The sequence below is a fragment of the Limnohabitans sp. genome (assembly GCF_044373035.1).
Taxonomy (GTDB): domain Bacteria; phylum Pseudomonadota; class Gammaproteobacteria; order Burkholderiales; family Burkholderiaceae_C; genus Limnohabitans_A.
This window is the reverse complement of the sequence record NZ_JBILQU010000022.1, coordinates 1-15084: the sequence shown is the minus strand read 5'-3', so window position 1 is coordinate 15084 and position 15084 is coordinate 1. Positions and strand designations below refer to the sequence as shown.

At 60.3% G+C, this 15084-nt stretch carries 16 protein-coding genes; 7 read left to right on the top strand and 9 right to left on the bottom strand.

The window, feature by feature from the left end:
- The first annotated feature begins 97 nt into the window (after window positions 1–97).
- From ftsZ to ACIQ47_RS05465, 4 genes are all read left to right on the top strand, one after another.
- Window positions 98–1312, top strand: coding sequence for a cell division protein FtsZ (gene ftsZ / locus ACIQ47_RS05480; protein WP_396437188.1), 1215 nt, complete (start codon window positions 98–100; stop codon window positions 1310–1312).
- A gap of 76 nt (window positions 1313–1388) precedes the next feature.
- Window positions 1389–2312, top strand: coding sequence for a UDP-3-O-acyl-N-acetylglucosamine deacetylase (lpxC, locus tag ACIQ47_RS05475; protein WP_396437187.1), 924 nt, complete (start codon window positions 1389–1391; stop codon window positions 2310–2312).
- Window positions 2313–2461: 149 nt separating this feature from the next.
- Window positions 2462–3370, top strand: a complete 909-nt coding sequence (locus tag ACIQ47_RS05470; protein WP_396437186.1) for a DMT family transporter — start codon at window positions 2462–2464, stop codon at window positions 3368–3370.
- A 6-nt stretch (window positions 3371–3376) separates the two neighbouring features.
- Complete coding sequence (locus ACIQ47_RS05465; RefSeq protein WP_396437185.1) at window positions 3377–4696, top strand: amidase; 1320 nt, start codon at window positions 3377–3379, stop codon at window positions 4694–4696.
- Here the strand turns inward: ACIQ47_RS05465 and ACIQ47_RS05460 are convergent.
- The 9 genes from ACIQ47_RS05460 to ACIQ47_RS05420 all read right to left on the bottom strand — a co-directional run bounded on the left by ACIQ47_RS05460 (window position 4642) and on the right by ACIQ47_RS05420 (window position 13203).
- Entirely contained in the window at window positions 4642–6063 is a 1422-nt protein-coding gene (locus tag ACIQ47_RS05460; protein ID WP_396437184.1) for an MmgE/PrpD family protein, read from the bottom strand. The two genes, ACIQ47_RS05465 and ACIQ47_RS05460, sit on opposite strands and share 55 nt — an antisense overlap.
- Window positions 6063–6863, bottom strand: coding sequence for an enoyl-CoA hydratase/isomerase family protein (locus ACIQ47_RS05455; RefSeq protein ID WP_396437183.1), 801 nt, complete (start codon window positions 6861–6863; stop codon window positions 6063–6065). The genes ACIQ47_RS05460 and ACIQ47_RS05455 overlap by 1 nt, the downstream gene beginning before the upstream one ends.
- 21 nt (window positions 6864–6884) lie before the next feature.
- A complete protein-coding gene (locus tag ACIQ47_RS05450; RefSeq protein ID WP_396437182.1) occupies window positions 6885–7661 on the bottom strand; it encodes a short-chain dehydrogenase/reductase in 777 nt (258 codons plus the stop codon).
- Window positions 7662–7751: 90 nt separating this feature from the next.
- Window positions 7752–8636 carry a polysaccharide deacetylase family protein gene (locus ACIQ47_RS05445; RefSeq protein ID WP_396437181.1) on the bottom strand — a complete coding sequence of 295 codons (885 nt, stop codon included), beginning with the start codon at window positions 8634–8636 and terminating at the stop codon, window positions 7752–7754.
- Between the two features lies 1 nt (window position 8637).
- Window positions 8638–9387 (bottom strand): ABC transporter ATP-binding protein, encoded by a 750-nt coding sequence (locus ACIQ47_RS05440; RefSeq protein WP_396437180.1) that lies wholly within the window; start codon window positions 9385–9387, stop codon window positions 8638–8640.
- 8 nt (window positions 9388–9395) lie between these two features.
- Complete coding sequence (locus ACIQ47_RS05435; protein WP_396437179.1) at window positions 9396–10202, bottom strand: ABC transporter permease; 807 nt, start codon at window positions 10200–10202, stop codon at window positions 9396–9398.
- Between the two features lie 15 nt (window positions 10203–10217).
- Window positions 10218–11195, bottom strand: coding sequence for an ABC transporter substrate-binding protein (locus ACIQ47_RS05430; protein WP_396437178.1), 978 nt, complete (start codon window positions 11193–11195; stop codon window positions 10218–10220).
- 38 nt (window positions 11196–11233) lie between these two features.
- The gene (locus ACIQ47_RS05425; protein WP_396437177.1) at window positions 11234–12010 is read right to left on the bottom strand and encodes an enoyl-CoA hydratase; all 777 of its coding nucleotides are present in this window, start codon (window positions 12008–12010) and stop codon (window positions 11234–11236) included.
- On the bottom strand, window positions 12007–13203 hold the full coding sequence (locus tag ACIQ47_RS05420) for a CaiB/BaiF CoA transferase family protein (protein WP_396437176.1): 1197 nt from the start codon (window positions 13201–13203) through the stop codon (window positions 12007–12009). The genes ACIQ47_RS05425 and ACIQ47_RS05420 overlap by 4 nt, the downstream gene beginning before the upstream one ends.
- A 116-nt stretch (window positions 13204–13319) precedes the next feature.
- Between ACIQ47_RS05420 and ACIQ47_RS05415 the strand changes: the two genes are divergently transcribed.
- The 3 genes from ACIQ47_RS05415 to ACIQ47_RS05405 all read left to right on the top strand — a co-directional run.
- Complete coding sequence (locus ACIQ47_RS05415; RefSeq protein WP_396437175.1) at window positions 13320–13985, top strand: GntR family transcriptional regulator; 666 nt, start codon at window positions 13320–13322, stop codon at window positions 13983–13985.
- A 36-nt stretch (window positions 13986–14021) separates the two neighbouring features.
- Window positions 14022–14867 (top strand): orotidine-5'-phosphate decarboxylase, encoded by an 846-nt coding sequence (pyrF, locus tag ACIQ47_RS05410; protein WP_396437174.1) that lies wholly within the window; start codon window positions 14022–14024, stop codon window positions 14865–14867.
- Between the two features lie 11 nt (window positions 14868–14878).
- A partial coding sequence (locus tag ACIQ47_RS05405; protein ID WP_396437173.1) for an enoyl-CoA hydratase-related protein occupies window positions 14879–15084 on the top strand: 206 nt, incomplete at its 3' end.

The following is a 15084-nucleotide window of genomic DNA, read 5'->3' as shown; positions in this document are numbered from 1 at the left end:
CCCTTGTCAAGGCCGCTGCGATGTTGACAACACTTTGAAGCGAAACAAGAAATTCAGAAAACTTTCAGGCAACTGCAAACCCTTTAGGAGAAGTACCATGACCATCGAAATGATCCAGACAGAAGAATTCAACCAAGGCACACAGATCAAAGTGATCGGGGTGGGCGGCGGCGGCGGCAATGCCGTCGAGCACATGATCGAGCGTCAAGTGCAAGGCGTGGAGTTCATCTGCGCCAACACCGACGCACAAGCCCTGGCCCGCAGCGCGGCACACCGTTTTGTGCAACTGGGTCAAACCGGTCTGGGCGCTGGCAGCAGGCCCGACAAAGGCCGTGAAGCCGCCGAAAATGCCGAGGCCGACATCCGTGCGGCCATCGAGGGTGCGCACATGTTGTTCATCACCGCCGGCATGGGCGGCGGCACTGGCACCGGTGCAGCGCCTGTGATTGCCCGCATTGCCAAAGACATGGGCATCCTCACCGTGGGCGTGGTCACCAAGCCTTTCGACTTTGAAGGCAAGCGCCGCATGGACAATGCTGACGAAGGCATGAAGGAACTCGAAGCCAGCGTTGACTCGCTGATCGTGGTCCTCAACGAAAAGTTGCTGGAATTGCCGGGTGGTGAAGACATGACGCAAGACGAGGCTTTCTCGCACGCCAATGACGTGCTGAAAAACGCCGTGGGTGGCATTGCCGAAATCATCAACGTGCCCGGCCATGTGAACGTCGACTTTGAAGACGTGCGCACCGTGATGGGTGAGCCAGGCAAAGCCATGATGGGCACGGCTGCTGCCAGCGGCCCGGACCGCGCACGCATTGCGGCCGAACAAGCCGTGGCATGCCCGCTGCTCGAAGGCGTGGACCTCAAGGGCGCACGCGGCGTGCTGGTGCTGATCAGTGCTGCCAAGGGATCCTTGAAACTGTCTGAATCCAAGCAAGCCATGAACACCATCCGCGATTGCGCTTCGGAAGATGCGCACGTCATCTATGGCACCGCCTACGACGAAAGCCTGGGCGACCAGATCCGTGTGACAGTGGTGGCCACAGGCTTGGCCAAGGCCGGTGCTCGCCGCGCGTCGCCTCCTTTGCAAGTGTTGCGCACTGGCACCGACAATGCCCCCTTCATGATGGGCGGGCAAGAAGCGGTGGCTCCCACGCTCAATACAACTTCGCCAGCGGCGGCCAATGGCGTGAACATTCCGGCTTACTGGCGCAACAACCGCACCCATGCCGCAACGCGTGTGGATGGCATGTCGGCCGCAGGCATGGACGACATCGAGATCCCGGCCTTCCTGCGCAAGCAAGCAGACTGACCCTTTCGCTTTGCGGACGATGTGGACAAGGGCCAGACCGGCACCAGCCGGTCTGGCTCCCCTTTAAAATGCTTGCATGCTCGCCCAACGCACCCTCAAAACCCTGACCCGAGCCGTTGGCGTGGGTTTGCACAGCGGCCAGCGGGTCGAATTGACGCTGCGCCCCGCAGCGCCCGGCACTGGCATCGTGTTTCGGCGGGTGGATCTGCCCGAGCCCGTGGACATCCCGGTGCGGGCCGAGTCGGTGACCGATACCCGCCTGGCCTCCACCATCTCTGTCGGGCAGGCCAAAGTTTTCACCGTCGAGCACCTCATGTCGGCCTGCGCCGGTTTGGGTATCGACAACCTGTATGTGGACATCACCGCCGAAGAAGTGCCCATTTTGGATGGCTCCGCATCGTCGTTTGTGTTTTTGTTGCAAAGCGCGGGCATCGTCGAGCAAAACTCGCCCAAGCGATTTTTGCGCGTGCTCAAAACCGTGCAAGTCAGTGAAGGCGAGGGCAACCACATCAAGTGGGCCAAATTGGAGCCTTTCCACGGCTACAAACTCAGCTTTGAGATCGATTTTCGCCACCCCGCCGTGGATCAAACGGGTCAGCAGGTGGTCTTTGACATGTCCGAGGGCGTGTATTCGCGTGATATCGCCCGGGCCCGCACCTTTGGCTTCACCAAAGACGTGGAAATGATGCGCGCCAATGGCTTGGCCTTGGGCGGTGGTCTGGACAACGCCATCGTCATGGACGACTACAAAGTGCTCAATGCCGATGGCCTGCGTTACGACGATGAGTTCGTCAAACACAAAATCCTGGACGCCATGGGTGACCTGTACATCGTGGGCAAACCCTTGCTGGCGGCCTACAGCGCCTTCCGCTCGGGCCACGCCATGAACAACCAGTTGTTGCGCGCCCTGCTGGCCCAGCCGGACGCCTACGAGATCGTGACTTTTGACATCGCCAGCCAGGCACCCAAAGGCTTTGGTTCCTTGCAACCGGCTTGGTGAAAACAGGCGCAGCGCGCCTCGTTTGCCCGTGCCCTGTGCTGTGCCAAGCCGCCGCTGAATCAGTAGTCAGGTCTGGCCATACGCAGTTGTCATCCTCCGTGTCGCGGCCTGGTCAACCTGCTGTCTTGGCCTGCGCTACCATGGGTTGCATGACCCTCAGCCGACAACAAATCACCTTGCTGATCATCTTGACGTTGGTCTGGGGCTTCAACTGGCCCATGCTCAAGCTGGGTGTCAGTCACTTTCCTCCCTTGTCTTTTCGAAGTCTGAGCATGTGGATGGGCTTGCCCTTTTTGGCATTGGTGCTCTACTTTAAAAAAGTGCCCTTCAAAATTCCAATGGCTGACTGGCGAGAGTTGCTCATTCTGGCCATCACCAACATGCTGGTTTGGCATGTATTGATCATCCTGGCGGTACAGAATTTGTCCAGCGGTCGCTCTGCGATATTGGGTTACACCATGCCGATTTTTTCGGCCCTGATTGGGGTGCTCTGGTTCGGTGCGTCGATGCGCTGGCGGGCTTGGGCAGGCGTCGGTTTTGCGGCCCTCGGTGTGGTGCTCTTGCTTTGGCATGAATTGAGTGCCATTTCGGGCAAACCATTGGGCGTGGTGCTGGGTCTGATCGCGGCAGCTTTTTGGGGCTTGGGCACGCAGCAGATCCGTCACACCCGAATCCAAGTACCTACTTTGGCGATCGTGTTCTGGATGATCTTCATGAGCACATGGCTGATGAGCATCCTGGCTTTTGTCTTTGAGCGCAGAGACTGGGGGCCAATTCCGGACATCACCTGGGTATCGATTGTTTACAACGCTTTTGGTGTGTTTGTCTTTGCCCAGGCGGCCTGGCTTTCTCTGGCGCGCAATTTGCCACCGCTGGCCTCCACACTGAGTGTGATGTTCATTCCGGTGCTGGGCGTTTTCAGTGGGGCTTACTTTTTGAACGAAGCCCTGCATTGGCAAGACTGGGCCGCCATCGTGCTGATCGTGCTGGCCATTGCTTCTGTGCTGTGGCCCCCCAGTACCCCCACCGCACAGGCCCGACAAGCTGCCGACACCTGACTGACCATGAACCAGGACCTGACCCTTTTGAATGCTGTCGCCTTGCAGCAGGCTTATGCGCAAGGCCTGACCGACCCTGTGGCCGTGACCCGGGCGCACTTGGCACGCATCGCTCAGCGCAACCGGGCGTTGCACGCCTTTGTCCATGTTTGCGAAGACCTGGCCTTGCAACAGGCTCAGGCCAGTGCCGAGCGATGGGCCAAGGGGCAGCCATTGGGACCGCTCGATGGGGTGGTGATGGCTTTGAAAGACAACATCGATGTGCTTGGTATGCCGTGCACCGCTGGCACAGCGGCATACGCACAGCGCATGCCCGAACACGATGCGCCCGTTTACCAGCGCTTGCGCGATGCCGGCATGGTGTTGTTGGGCAAGCTCAACATGCACGAAGCCGCCTTGGGGGCCACCACCGACAACCCCGTGTACGGCCGCTGCATCAACCCTTTGCGCGAGGGCTTCACGCCGGGCGGTTCGAGCGGTGGCTCTGCCGCTGCCGTGGCCGATCACCTGTGCACCATCGCCATGGGCACCGACACCATGGGCTCGGTCCGCATTCCGGCAGCGTACTGCGGCGTGATGGGCATGATCCCCACGCGCACGCGCTTGCCCATGGACGGCATCGTGCCCTTGAGCCCCACGCTGGATGTGGCGGGGCCTCTGGCGCGCAGTGGCTACGACCTCGCGCAAACGATGGCTTGCCTGTTGGGCATCAGCCCTGCACCTGCTGCGCAGGCCAGCGTGTGGCGCGGTTTGCGCGTGGGCATCCTGCCTCAAACGGCTGAGGTGGAAATGTCGCCAGCTGTGCACCAGGCTTGGCAGACCACGCAGCAGCGCCTGCAGGCACAAGGCGCGACTCTGAAAACCGTGGCTTTGCCCGATTGGTCGCTCGTCCGCAACCGTTTGCATGCCTTGCTGATGAGCGAATGGGAAGGCGCGGATTATTGGCTGAAGGCCTTAGGTCCTGAACTGCCAGGTTTGAGCGCTGGCTTGCAAAAAATGCTGCATTACGGGGCCCGCCTTGGCCCGGAAAAACGGCAAGCCAGCCAGGCCGCCATCGATGGCTTGCGTGCGCAGGCTGGGGCTTTGTTTGAAGGCATCGATGTCCTGCTGTTGCCCACCACGCCGCATACCAGCTTTTCTCACACCGAAGCCGCACCCGCCAGCCAGGCCGACTGGGCCTGCCTGGCCAATATGTTGGGAGCGCCTGCTTTGTCCTTTCCTTGCCCAACCGAGGGTTTGCCTGTGTCGTGCCAGTTGCTGGCCGCGCCCGGTCAGGACGAGCGCTTGCTCTCGCTGGCCTGTGCGCTCGACACCTTCTGGGACTGACGCCCGGCTTGCAGGCTGTCCCACAAAGGCCCCAAGGCTTGGGCCTGAGGCAGCGCGCCAACCAAGCCAATGAGCAGCTCGACCTGCGCCATGTCCCAGCCGCTGGCTTGCAGCAACTGAGCCGCTTTGGCCATCACCTGGTCTGGGCTCAAAGGGTTTTCCGGATCGCCTAAAACGTTGACCACTTCACTGTTGTGTTGGGTGCCGTTTGCCATTTGCAGCTGCAATTGGGCACCAAAGCTTTGCGGGTACGCTTGGTCTTGTGCTGGCCCGCACGCCAGCGTGATGCGTTCGCGCAGTGCGCTGCACAACGGATCCACCAGCGCCTCTGGCGCAGTGGCCTCCAGCCCGAAATCACCATGGTGCAGGACCCAGGCCACGCCATGCTGCAAACTGAATTTGCCTTGCAAGGGCGTTTGCGGACAAGGCTGGTCTGCAAACGCCAGCGCGACCGCATAGGTGTCCAGACGCATGTGTTTGATCTGCTCGGGATCAATCCCTTGCGCGTGCAACTTCAAGGCGCATTCGATGGCAGGGTGCACATGCCTGCAAGCAGGCCAGGGCTTGAAACTGACCTCGTGCACACGCCAGGCGCGCTCGGGTGGGGTCTGCAGCAGTGCATGCGCCCTGGCCGCGTCCAGGTTGCCTCCGGTGGCCTTCAACCAGCCCAATGGACCTTCCAGAATCGACAAAGGCCCGGCCATGCCTGCTGCCGCAAGGTCTGCTGCCACCAGGCCTGCTTGGGCGCTGTGGCCTGTGGCCATTTGTTTGGCCAGGCCTGGCTCCAAGCGGCACTGCCAGACGCCCGCTGCCTGCATACCCGCCAAGGCCAGGGCGTGCTGCGTCTGAGAGGCGTCGAGTTTCAGCAAGCGGGCGCAAGCCATGGCGCTGGCAAAGACTCCCGTTGTGGCGGTGCTGTACCACTGGGCGTAATGACTTGGCCCGCTGAGCAGACCGAGCACGATGCCGGTTTCGTAGCCCACCACCACCGCATCGAGCAAGGCTTCGGCGCTGGCGTTTTCGCGTTGGGCCATGGCCAGCGCTGCAGGAATGACCGTGTCGCCCGCATGCACCACGGCTTCGCGGTGCACATCGTCCATTTCGTGGCTGCTGCCCAAGTTGCCGTTCCAGCGGGCGGCCTCTGCCGCCTGCAAACCGCTGTGCCCACAGACCCAAATGGGCCCGGGTGCCTGCTTGGCGGCCCATCGCCGCAGAACATCGCCCAGCTCGGTCGTTTGTCCCAAATGCGCGCAAGCCATCCAGTCGATCAGCTGCAGTGCCGCACGTTGGCGGTCATGCAGGCGAATGGGTCTGCGCAAAGCCGCCACCAGCCATTCGCTCCAGGGTGTAGGGGGGGCGAGTGGCATCAGATGCCCTTGAATCGGGGCGACCTTTTTTCATTGAAGGCCAGCACGCCCTCCCGCCGATCCTCGGTGTCTACCAGCTGGTTGTAGGCCTCCACCTCAAATCGGTAAGCCGTGCGCAACTCCATCTGTCCGCCGTAGCGGATGGATTTTTTGACTTGCCGCACCGACAGCGGCGCATTGCGCGCCAGGGTTTGGGCCGTGCGCAGGGTTTCGCTCAGCAGCTGTTCGGGCTCGATGCTTTGATTGAGCAAGCCCCACTCCAGCGCTTGCTGGGCAGTGAAGGATTGCCCCGTCATGATGAGTTCCTTGGCGCGGCGCTCGCCGATGGCGCGTGGCAGGTTTTGCGTGCCGCCCATGCCGGGCATGATGCCCAAGGTGACCTCGGGCATGGCAAAGCGCGCGCTGCTGCTGGCGTAGATGAAGTCACAGCACAGTGCCAATTCCAATCCGCCGCCATAAGCATGTCCGTTGATGGCTGCGATCACGGGCAGCGGCAAATCCACCAAAGCCCAGGACGCGCGTTCAAAGATTTCATGCTGGTGTGTCCATTGCGCACGCGTCATGCCCTTGCGCTCTTTCAGGTCACCCCCTGCACAGAAAATTTTTGGACCCGCGCCGGTCAACACCACACAGCGCACGCCCTGCGCATCGTTGGTCAGGCGCAGCCACAGGTCCAGCAACTCCTGACCCATGCGCGTGTTGATGGCGTTGCCCACATCGGGGCGGTTCAGGGTGACTTGCAGAACACCATCGGCGTGGGTTTCCAGCAGCAGTGTCTCTGGGGCTTGCAGCAGGTCCATGGGCATCGAGGCCTTTAAATTTCAATTCGGAGCGTATTGCTGCCCACCATCGACGTGCAGAACCGTGCCGCTCAGGTAGCTACACACTGGGGACGAACAATGAACAGCCAAGCGTGCAATTTCGTCGGGTTCGGCCAAGCGGCCAAAGGGCAATTTCTGCGTCATTTCCTGCCAGCGCGAGGCATCGCCCAGCTTGCTGGCGGCTTGCTGTTTGAGCACGCCTTCGATGCGGTCGCTGCGCGTGGGTGAGGGGTTGATGCCGAACACGCGCACGCCCTTGCGCACGCTGCCAGCACCAATACCTTGGGTGAATGAGATCAGCGCCCCATTGGCCGCAGAGCCGCAAATGTATTCATAGCGCGGTGCAGCCCCGGCCATGCCGATGATGTTGCAAATCACGCCATGGCCGCGTGACTCCATGGCCCCCAGATACAGCCGGGTGAGGTTGATGTAGCTGAACAGCTTCAGCTCCCAAGCCCCGCGCCAAGCGTCTTCGGCGATGTCGTGGAGGCTGCCACCCGGGATGGCACCGGCGTTGTTAACCAGGATGTCTGCCGCAGGAAACAGATTGAACAAAGCGCGGTCTGAGCCAGGCTGTGACAAATCGATTTCCGCGATGGCGGGAGCTGCTAAGCCCTCTTGGGCAAAGGCAGCCAGGGCGGCATCCAGGTTGCTGCGCTGGCGAGAGACCAGCACGGGCTTCGCGCCTTCGCGGGCAAAGTTCAGCGCAATGGCCAGGCCGATGCCTTTGGAGCCACCGGTCACGATGACTTGTTTGTGTTCGAGTTCGAGGTTCATGCGTGAGGCCTGCGAAGGGGCCAGTCACTGGACTTGCCCGGGGTTTGGAGAGATCAAGGGGATGCTTGCGGGCGCGCAGCGCAAATCAAATCAAGGACCAGGCGGCGGCACTTGTGCGGTGTACCAGTCGGCAATCTGCCCGCCATTCATGAAGCACACCTGAGGTGACTTCATCAGCAAGTCCAGCATGCGCTCGAAGCTGGCAAAGCGGTGGGGCACACCGATCAGGTGCGGGTGAAGGCCGATGGCCAGCACGCGTGGGTGCGTGGCCGCTTCGCGCTCAAACAAGGCCAGCGTGCGAGCCAGGCGTTCGTACATGTCGTCGCTGGTGTGTTTCTCGATGGCGTAAACAATCGAGTCATTGATTTCCAGGTTGTAGGGCAGGGCCAGCAAAGGGCCGTTGCGCGTTTGCATCCAGCTGGGCACATCGTCCACCACCCAATCAAACACATAATCCACGCCTTGCTTTTTCAGCAACTCGGGCGTGTCGTGCGTTTCGCGCAAACCGGGACTGAGCCAGCCTCTGGGGCGCTTGCCCGTGAAGCGCTCGATCATGTCCAAGCTCATGGCGATCAACGATTCTTCGGACTCGCCCTGGTTGTGGTTCAGGCTTTTTTGGTGCACCCCATGGCCAATGAACTCCCAGCCTGCATCGTGCATGGCTTGCGCCGCTTGCGGGTAGGCGGTGATGACCCCGGCGTTGAAACTGGTAGAGGCGGGCAGCCCCCGGTCTTGGATGGCCCGCAAGATGCGCGGCAGGCCCGCCCGCATGCCGTAGTCGGCCCAGCTGAAGTTGGGCACATCGGGCACCGTCTCTTTGCCGTGCGGTGGCGTGATGATGGTGCGCGGCATGCTCGACTCGAACTGCCAATGCTCCACGTTCACCACCAAGTGCACCATGATGGCCCCTTGTGACGCAGCCTTCAATGCGGGCCCATCGTTGGAGAAGCGGTAGGGAATGCGGGGGTTGGCCATGTCAGTGTCGAATGAGGTTGAGGATCTCGAGCTTGAGCGATGCAAAGGTTTCGCTGGCCGTGTCGGCCACGGTGCGTGGACGCGCCAGCGGCACGGTGATTTTGGTCTGGATGCGGCCTGGACGGGCCGACATCACGTAAATGGCACTGGCCAAAAAAATCGCTTCGTCGATGTCGTGGGTGACAAAGATGATGGTGGGCTTGAGCTGTTGCCACACGGTGAGCAGCAGCTCTTGCATGGTCAATCGGGTTTGCGCATCCAGCGCGCCAAAGGGTTCGTCCATGAGCAACACGCGTGATCCCAGCGTCAGGATGCGGGCAATGCCCACACGTTGGCGCATGCCACCCGACAACTGCACGGGTAAATGGTTCTTGAAATCGCTCAGGCCCACGATCTTGATCATTTCATGGGCGCGGTCTTCGTATTCGCTGCGCGCCATGCCCTGCACCTTGGGGCCGAAAATCACGTTGTCCCAGACACTGAGCCAGGGAAACAATGCGGCTTCTTGAAAAACCACGCCACGGTCAGGTCCAGGTGCACTGACAACGCCACCATTGACCAGCAGCTGGCCCGTTGTGGGCTGCTCAAACCCAGCAATGAGGTTCAGCAAGGTGGATTTGCCGCAGCCTGAAGGCCCAAGCAAGGCCACCAATTCCCCCGGATCGACCTGCAATTGAATGTCTTCCAGGGCCTTGACGGGTGGGTTGCCCGGGTAGGTCTTGTAAAGGTTTTGAATTGAAATATCGGACATGTTGTTTCTTAATGGCTTTGCAGCATGCGCCAGACCAAAACCTTGCTTTCAATGAAAACGATCAGGCGGTCACTCAAAAACCCCATGATGCCGATCGACACCATGTCGGCCAGCACAATGTCCATGCGCCCGACGTAATAGGCGTCCCACAGTACATAGCCCAGTCCGGACTTGACGGCTACCATTTCCGAGACGATCACCGCCGTCCAAGAGATGCCCAAGCCAATTCGCAAACCTGTGAAGATGGAGGGCATGGCCGCGGGCAGCACCACCCGGTACAGCAATTGCCTGCGGCTGGCACCCATCATCAGGGCGGCGCGTACCAGGTTGCGCTCGACATCGCGCGCACCCTGTGTGGTGTTGACCACGATCGCATAAAAGCCACCCAAGAAAATCAGAAAAATAGCGCCCATGTCCCGAATGCCGAACAGCGCAATCGAAAACGGCAACCAGGCCGTGATCGGGATGGGCCGCAAGCTCTGGATCAGCGGGTCAAACAATTGCTGAACCAAACGGCTCCAGCCAATCAGTAAACCCAGAGGGACACCGATCAGAGCCGCCAGAGTAAAGCCCTGCGCCACCCGCATCGAAGAGTATTGGACGTTGGACACCCAAGAGCCCAGGTAAGGGTTCAGGCCCATGCCGGGCGAGCCAAAAATCCAGCCGTGCCAGCCTTCCAGAACCAGCATGGGCGTGGGCAGGATGCCGGCCATGCCGGGCCTGCTGCCTGCCACCTGCCAGATGACCAGAACCACCGCTGGCACCAACAGGCCAAGCACTGTCCGACGAAGGGTATCGAGAGAAGCGTTCGCCATGAAGGTGCTGCCTGCTTACTTTTTGAGTTCAACAACCATGGAGTCGTCGTACAGAGCGGCGGCTTCCTTGGTCACGTCTTTTTGCACAATGCCTTGCTTGAAGGCGGCTTCAGCCAAGCGCGAAACTTGTTCTTTGGTCAGCACGCCACCGAGTTTGATGATCTTGGCGGACTCTTTGGTCACGCTCAGTGGCAAGCCGGTGTATTTGGAGTAAGCATCGGCAAACACATCCTTGTTCTTGCTCAGGGTTTCTTCGGCCTTGAGGTAAGCCCACAGGAAGCGGCGCACCAATTCTTTCTTTTGGGTCATGGCTTCGCCAGAGGCGGCCAGCATGCCCAGCTCGGCACCCACAGCGCGGGACTGGCTGTATTCCAGTTTTTGCGAGAAGTAAGCATCGCCTTCGGCCACAGCCTGCGACTCAAAGGGCTCCCACAACACCATGGCATCGATGTCGCCGCGCTTCATGGCTTGCACAAAGGCTGTGCCGCCACCTTGCACGTTCACGGGGGTGAAGGTGTTGTAGGGGATGTTTCTCTCGATCAAGGTCATGGCCCACTGGAACCAGACGGCCGAGCCCGGGGCAATGGCAATCTTCTTGCCTGCAATGTCGCCCCAGTCATCGATCTTCGCGCCCTTGCGCACCACCAGGTATTTGGGCGAGCTGCCCACACCGGTCAGGCCGATCAGGTTTTTGCTGCCTTGTCCGGCCACGATGGCCAGGTCACCCGCGCCCACAGCCGACACGTCGACCGAATTGGACAACAAGGCGGTACGGGCATCGGCGTAGCGCACAAATTCTGCCCGCTTGACTTCGATGTTCATTTTCTTGAGCTCTTCTTCGACCAAGAGCATGGGCGAGAGGTGGCCCACTTTGACATAGCCCACTGTGAGGGTGGCTTTGTCCTTGAGGGGGGCGGGCGCTGGGCCCAAGGCCATAGCCATGCCGGTGGAGGCCGACAGCGCAAAGCCGATGAGGGAAGTCCAAAGTTTCATCAGAATACTCCTGGGTTGGTGGATGGATGGGTGGGTGATCAATGGCCGGTGAACAAAGGGGACCGCTTTTGTGCGAAAGCCAGCCGGCCTTCCGCATAATCTGTGCTTTTGAAACAGGCGTCGATGGAGGTTTTCACTGACATCATGTCTTTTTCATCATCTGCCAGGGCCACCAAGGTTTTCTTGGCGGCCTGAATGGTCAAGGGCGCATTGGTGGCGATCTCTTGGGCCAATGCGGTGCAGTGCGCAAACACATCATCAACTACAGCAAGGACCATGCCCATGGCCTGTGCGCTTGCCGCGTCGTAGACCCGGGCGGTATAAAAAGCCTCGGCCGTGGCCTGAGGCCCCAGGTTGTTCAGGATGTTTTTCATGTTGTCGATGTCATAGCCCAGCCCCAAGCGGGCCGCAGGCATGCGAAAACGCGAATGCGGCGCTGCGTAACGCATGTCGCAACTCAAAGCCAAGCCCAGCCCGCCGCCATAACAAATGCCACTGATGGCCGCAATCACCGGGACTCGGCAGCGAAAAATCGCCTGCTGTGTGCGTTTGACCATGTCGTTGTAACGCGCCACCGAAGCTTCGGAGTTGCGTTGGGTTTCGAACTCGCTGATGTTGGCGCCCGACACAAACGACTTTTCGCCTGCACCGCGAAGTACACACACGCGGATTTCGGGGTTATGGTCAATCTCGTCAAAAGCCGCCAGCAAGGCCGTCCACATGGACAGGCTCATCGCGTTGTGCCGAGTCACGTCGTCGATCGTGACCTGCGCCACATGGCCTTGCACGCTCAGATCGATGCGGCCTTCGCTCATACAACACTCCGGGCATGAAAGCCCTCAATGTCCGCAGCCGAGAACCCCAGGTCTGCCAGCACCTCGTCGGTGTGCTCGCCCCAGCCGGGTGCCGGGGCCACCACCTTGGACGGTGTGCGGCTGAGCACCACAGGTTGGTTGATGAAGTGCATGTCCTTGCCAAACTGCGTGGGCAGTGTGGCGGTCACATTCAGGTGTTTGACCTGCTCGTCCTCAAACACCTGGGGCACGGTGTAGACGGGGCCTGCAGGCACGCCCGCTTGGTTGAGCAGCGACACCCACTGGTGCACGGTTTTCTTGGGAAACTCTTGGGCAATCAGCTGATTCAAGCGGGACCTGTTTTTGACACGCAAGGGCTCGGTCACAAACTCCGGGTCTTGGTACCAGTCGGGTTTTTGCAGCACTTCGCAAAAGCGTTTCCAGTTGCCCTCGCCCGATGCGCCCAAGTTGAAGCAGCCATCGCTGGCCTCGAACAAGCCCATGGGCGAACTGGTGGGGTGGTTGTTGCCCACCTGCACCGGCACATCGTTGTCATTCAAATAGCGGGCCATCTGGAAATCCATCATGGCAATTTGCGAATGCAGCAAAGAGCTTTGCACCCACTGGCCCTGACCCGACGTCTCGCGCTCGATCAAGGCGACCAAAATGCCGATCGCGCAATACAAACCGGCGCTCAGGTCGGCCACCGCCAGACCCGCCCGGATGGGGCCGTGCTCGGGCTCACCCGTCACGCTCATCAGCCCGCCCATGCCCTGAATGATCTGGTCAAAACCGGGCCGCCAGGCGTAGGGGCCATCCTGCCCAAAGCCGGAAATGCTGGCCAGGATGATGCGCGGGTTGAGGGCCTTGAGCGATTCGTAATCCAGACCCAGGCGGTCCTTGACATCAGGCCGCCAGTTTTCCACCACCACATCCGCCTCGGCGATCATCCGCTTGAGGATGTCCATCGCCCCCTCTTTCTTGAGGTTCAGCGTCATCGAGCGTTTGTTGCGGTTGATGTTCTGAAAGTCGCCGCCTTTTCGGTTGGCGGCAAACATGGCTTCGTTCGGGTCAACCCCTTCGGGCGGCTCGACGCGCACCACATCCGCCCCAAAATCGGTCAAGATGCGCACGCAATTGGGGCCGGCGCGGACGCGGGACAGGTCAATGACCTTGAAACGTGACAGCGCGATGGAAGCTTGGATTTTGGCCATAAATTGTGAGTTGGAAGACCTTAAAAACAAAGTCACCATCCATAAATATATTTATAGCCCATATCCGCATGCATAGCAATATGACAAAATATCAGTGTTTGCCCTAAGAAACCCCCATGAAAGTCAGCGACCAAATCCGTTTGTACTTGGAAGAAGCCATCTCCAAGGGTGATTTGTTGCCCGGCGACGCCATCGACGAAAGTGCCTTGGCTGAGCAATTTGGCGTGTCAAAAACACCCATTCGGGAAGCCCTCATTCAATTGCAGGCCCAAGGCTGGGTCAGCAACTTGCCCCGGGGCGGCAGCACCGTGGCCAAGATGAACCTGCAGCAACTGCTCAGCCTGTGGGAGTTGCTGGCCGAGCTAGAAGCCGTGGCCGTGCGCCTGGCCTGCGAGCGCATGGTCGAAGAAGACATGCAAAAGCTGTTCGCATTGCACGAAGAAAGCCGTTTGGTGGCCGCGGCCGAAGACCTGCAAGGCTGGCAAAAACTCAACTTGGCGTTTCATGAGCTCATTTACCAAGGCACACGCAACCCCTTTTTGCGGCAAGAGGTCTTGCGCATCCGTTTCCGTACAGGTGTTTACCGCCGACACGCCTTTGGCGCTTTGGGCCGTTTGCAGGCCTCCTTTGACCAGCATCAATTGATCGTGCAGGCCCTCAGGCAGCGCAATGCGGAGGGCGCTGTCGAATTCATGCGCGACCACATGCGCCCCGGGCGCGACGCCAAAAGCCTGAACGATTTCATCCTCAATTTGCCTACGGACTTGCTGGCTTCGCAGTGAGCCTTCGCGTTTGGGGTGCCGCTTAAAATCCCTTTCATGACCTTCCTTGACATGCTGCGCGCCGCCGAGCGCCAAAACGGCTCCATGCTTTGCGTGGGCCTGGACCCCGAACCCACCAAGTTCCCGGCGCGCCACAAGGGCGATGCCAACAAGATCTACGACTTTTGCGCCCGCATCGTCGACGCCACGGCCGACCTGGTCAGCAGCTTCAAACCCCAAATTGCCTACTTTGCCGCGCACCGCGCCGAAGGCCAGCTCGAACGCCTGATGGAGCACATTCGCCGCGTGGCCCCGCATGTTCCGATCATTCTGGACGCCAAGCGCGGCGACATCGGCAGCACCGCCGAGCAGTACGCCAAAGAAGCTTTTGAGCGCTACGGCGCCGACGCCGTGACCCTCTCGCCCTTCATGGGCTGGGATTCGGTGGCCCCCTACCTCAAGTACGAAGGCAAAGGCGCATTCTTGCTGTGCCGCACCTCCAACCCCGGCGGCGACGATTTGCAAAACCAGCGCCTGTCCACGGTGGAGGGCCAGCCCCGCTTGTACGAGCATGTGGCCAAACTGGCCCAAGGCCCCTGGAACCTGAATGGCCAACTCGGTTTGGTGGTGGGTGCCACCTACCCGGCCGAGATCGAGCGCGTGCGCGAACTTGCACCCACCGTGCCCCTGTTGATCCCCGGTGTGGGTGCGCAAGGCGGAGACGCCGTGGCCACCGTCAAGGCCGGCTGGCGTGCCCATGCCGATGGCTCCAGCGCTGGGGCCATCATCGTCAACTCATCGCGTGCGGTGCTGTATGCATCGAGCGGGGAAGACTTTGAAGCCGCGGCGCGGCGCGTGGCCATGCAGACGCGGGACATGCTGGAAGCGGCCAAGCCCCGATAAAGGAAACCTGCATGTACGAACATTTGGTCATCAAAGAGCAAGGCCGCCTGGTTGAAGTTCATTTGAACCGGCCCCAAGTTCGGCATGCCCTGTCTCGCGCCCTGATGCGCGAGATCACCGCCGTGGCCCGCGCCCTGAGTGAACGCACAGACATTGACGTGGTCATCCTGACGGGAGACATGCGGTGCTTTTCGGCGGGTGCTGATCTGAACGACGC

Bases quoted from the DNA above. Each gene is read 5' to 3' on its own strand.
- ACIQ47_RS05435 (WP_396437179.1), bottom strand. From the start codon at position 10,202: ATGGCGAACGCTTCTCTCGATACCCTTCGTCGGACAGTGCTTGGCCTG.
- ACIQ47_RS05445 (WP_396437181.1), bottom strand. From the start codon at position 8,636: ATGGCCAACCCCCGCATTCCCTACCGCTTCTCCAACGATGGGCCCGCA.
- ACIQ47_RS05425 (WP_396437177.1), bottom strand. From the start codon at position 12,010: ATGAGCGAAGGCCGCATCGATCTGAGCGTGCAAGGCCATGTGGCGCAG.
- ACIQ47_RS05430 (WP_396437178.1), bottom strand. From the start codon at position 11,195: ATGAAACTTTGGACTTCCCTCATCGGCTTTGCGCTGTCGGCCTCCACC.
- ACIQ47_RS05415 (WP_396437175.1), top strand. From the start codon at position 13,320: ATGAAAGTCAGCGACCAAATCCGTTTGTACTTGGAAGAAGCCATCTCC.
- lpxC (WP_396437187.1), top strand. From the start codon at position 1,389: ATGCTCGCCCAACGCACCCTCAAAACCCTGACCCGAGCCGTTGGCGTG.
- ACIQ47_RS05440 (WP_396437180.1), bottom strand. From the start codon at position 9,387: ATGTCCGATATTTCAATTCAAAACCTTTACAAGACCTACCCGGGCAAC.
- ACIQ47_RS05455 (WP_396437183.1), bottom strand. From the start codon at position 6,863: ATGGACCTGCTGCAAGCCCCAGAGACACTGCTGCTGGAAACCCACGCC.
- ACIQ47_RS05450 (WP_396437182.1), bottom strand. From the start codon at position 7,661: ATGAACCTCGAACTCGAACACAAACAAGTCATCGTGACCGGTGGCTCC.
- ACIQ47_RS05470 (WP_396437186.1), top strand. From the start codon at position 2,462: ATGACCCTCAGCCGACAACAAATCACCTTGCTGATCATCTTGACGTTG.
- ACIQ47_RS05465 (WP_396437185.1), top strand. From the start codon at position 3,377: ATGAACCAGGACCTGACCCTTTTGAATGCTGTCGCCTTGCAGCAGGCT.
- pyrF (WP_396437174.1), top strand. From the start codon at position 14,022: ATGACCTTCCTTGACATGCTGCGCGCCGCCGAGCGCCAAAACGGCTCC.
- ftsZ (WP_396437188.1), top strand. From the start codon at position 98: ATGACCATCGAAATGATCCAGACAGAAGAATTCAACCAAGGCACACAG.
- ACIQ47_RS05420 (WP_396437176.1), bottom strand. From the start codon at position 13,203: ATGGCCAAAATCCAAGCTTCCATCGCGCTGTCACGTTTCAAGGTCATT.
- ACIQ47_RS05460 (WP_396437184.1), bottom strand. From the start codon at position 6,063: ATGCCACTCGCCCCCCCTACACCCTGGAGCGAATGGCTGGTGGCGGCT.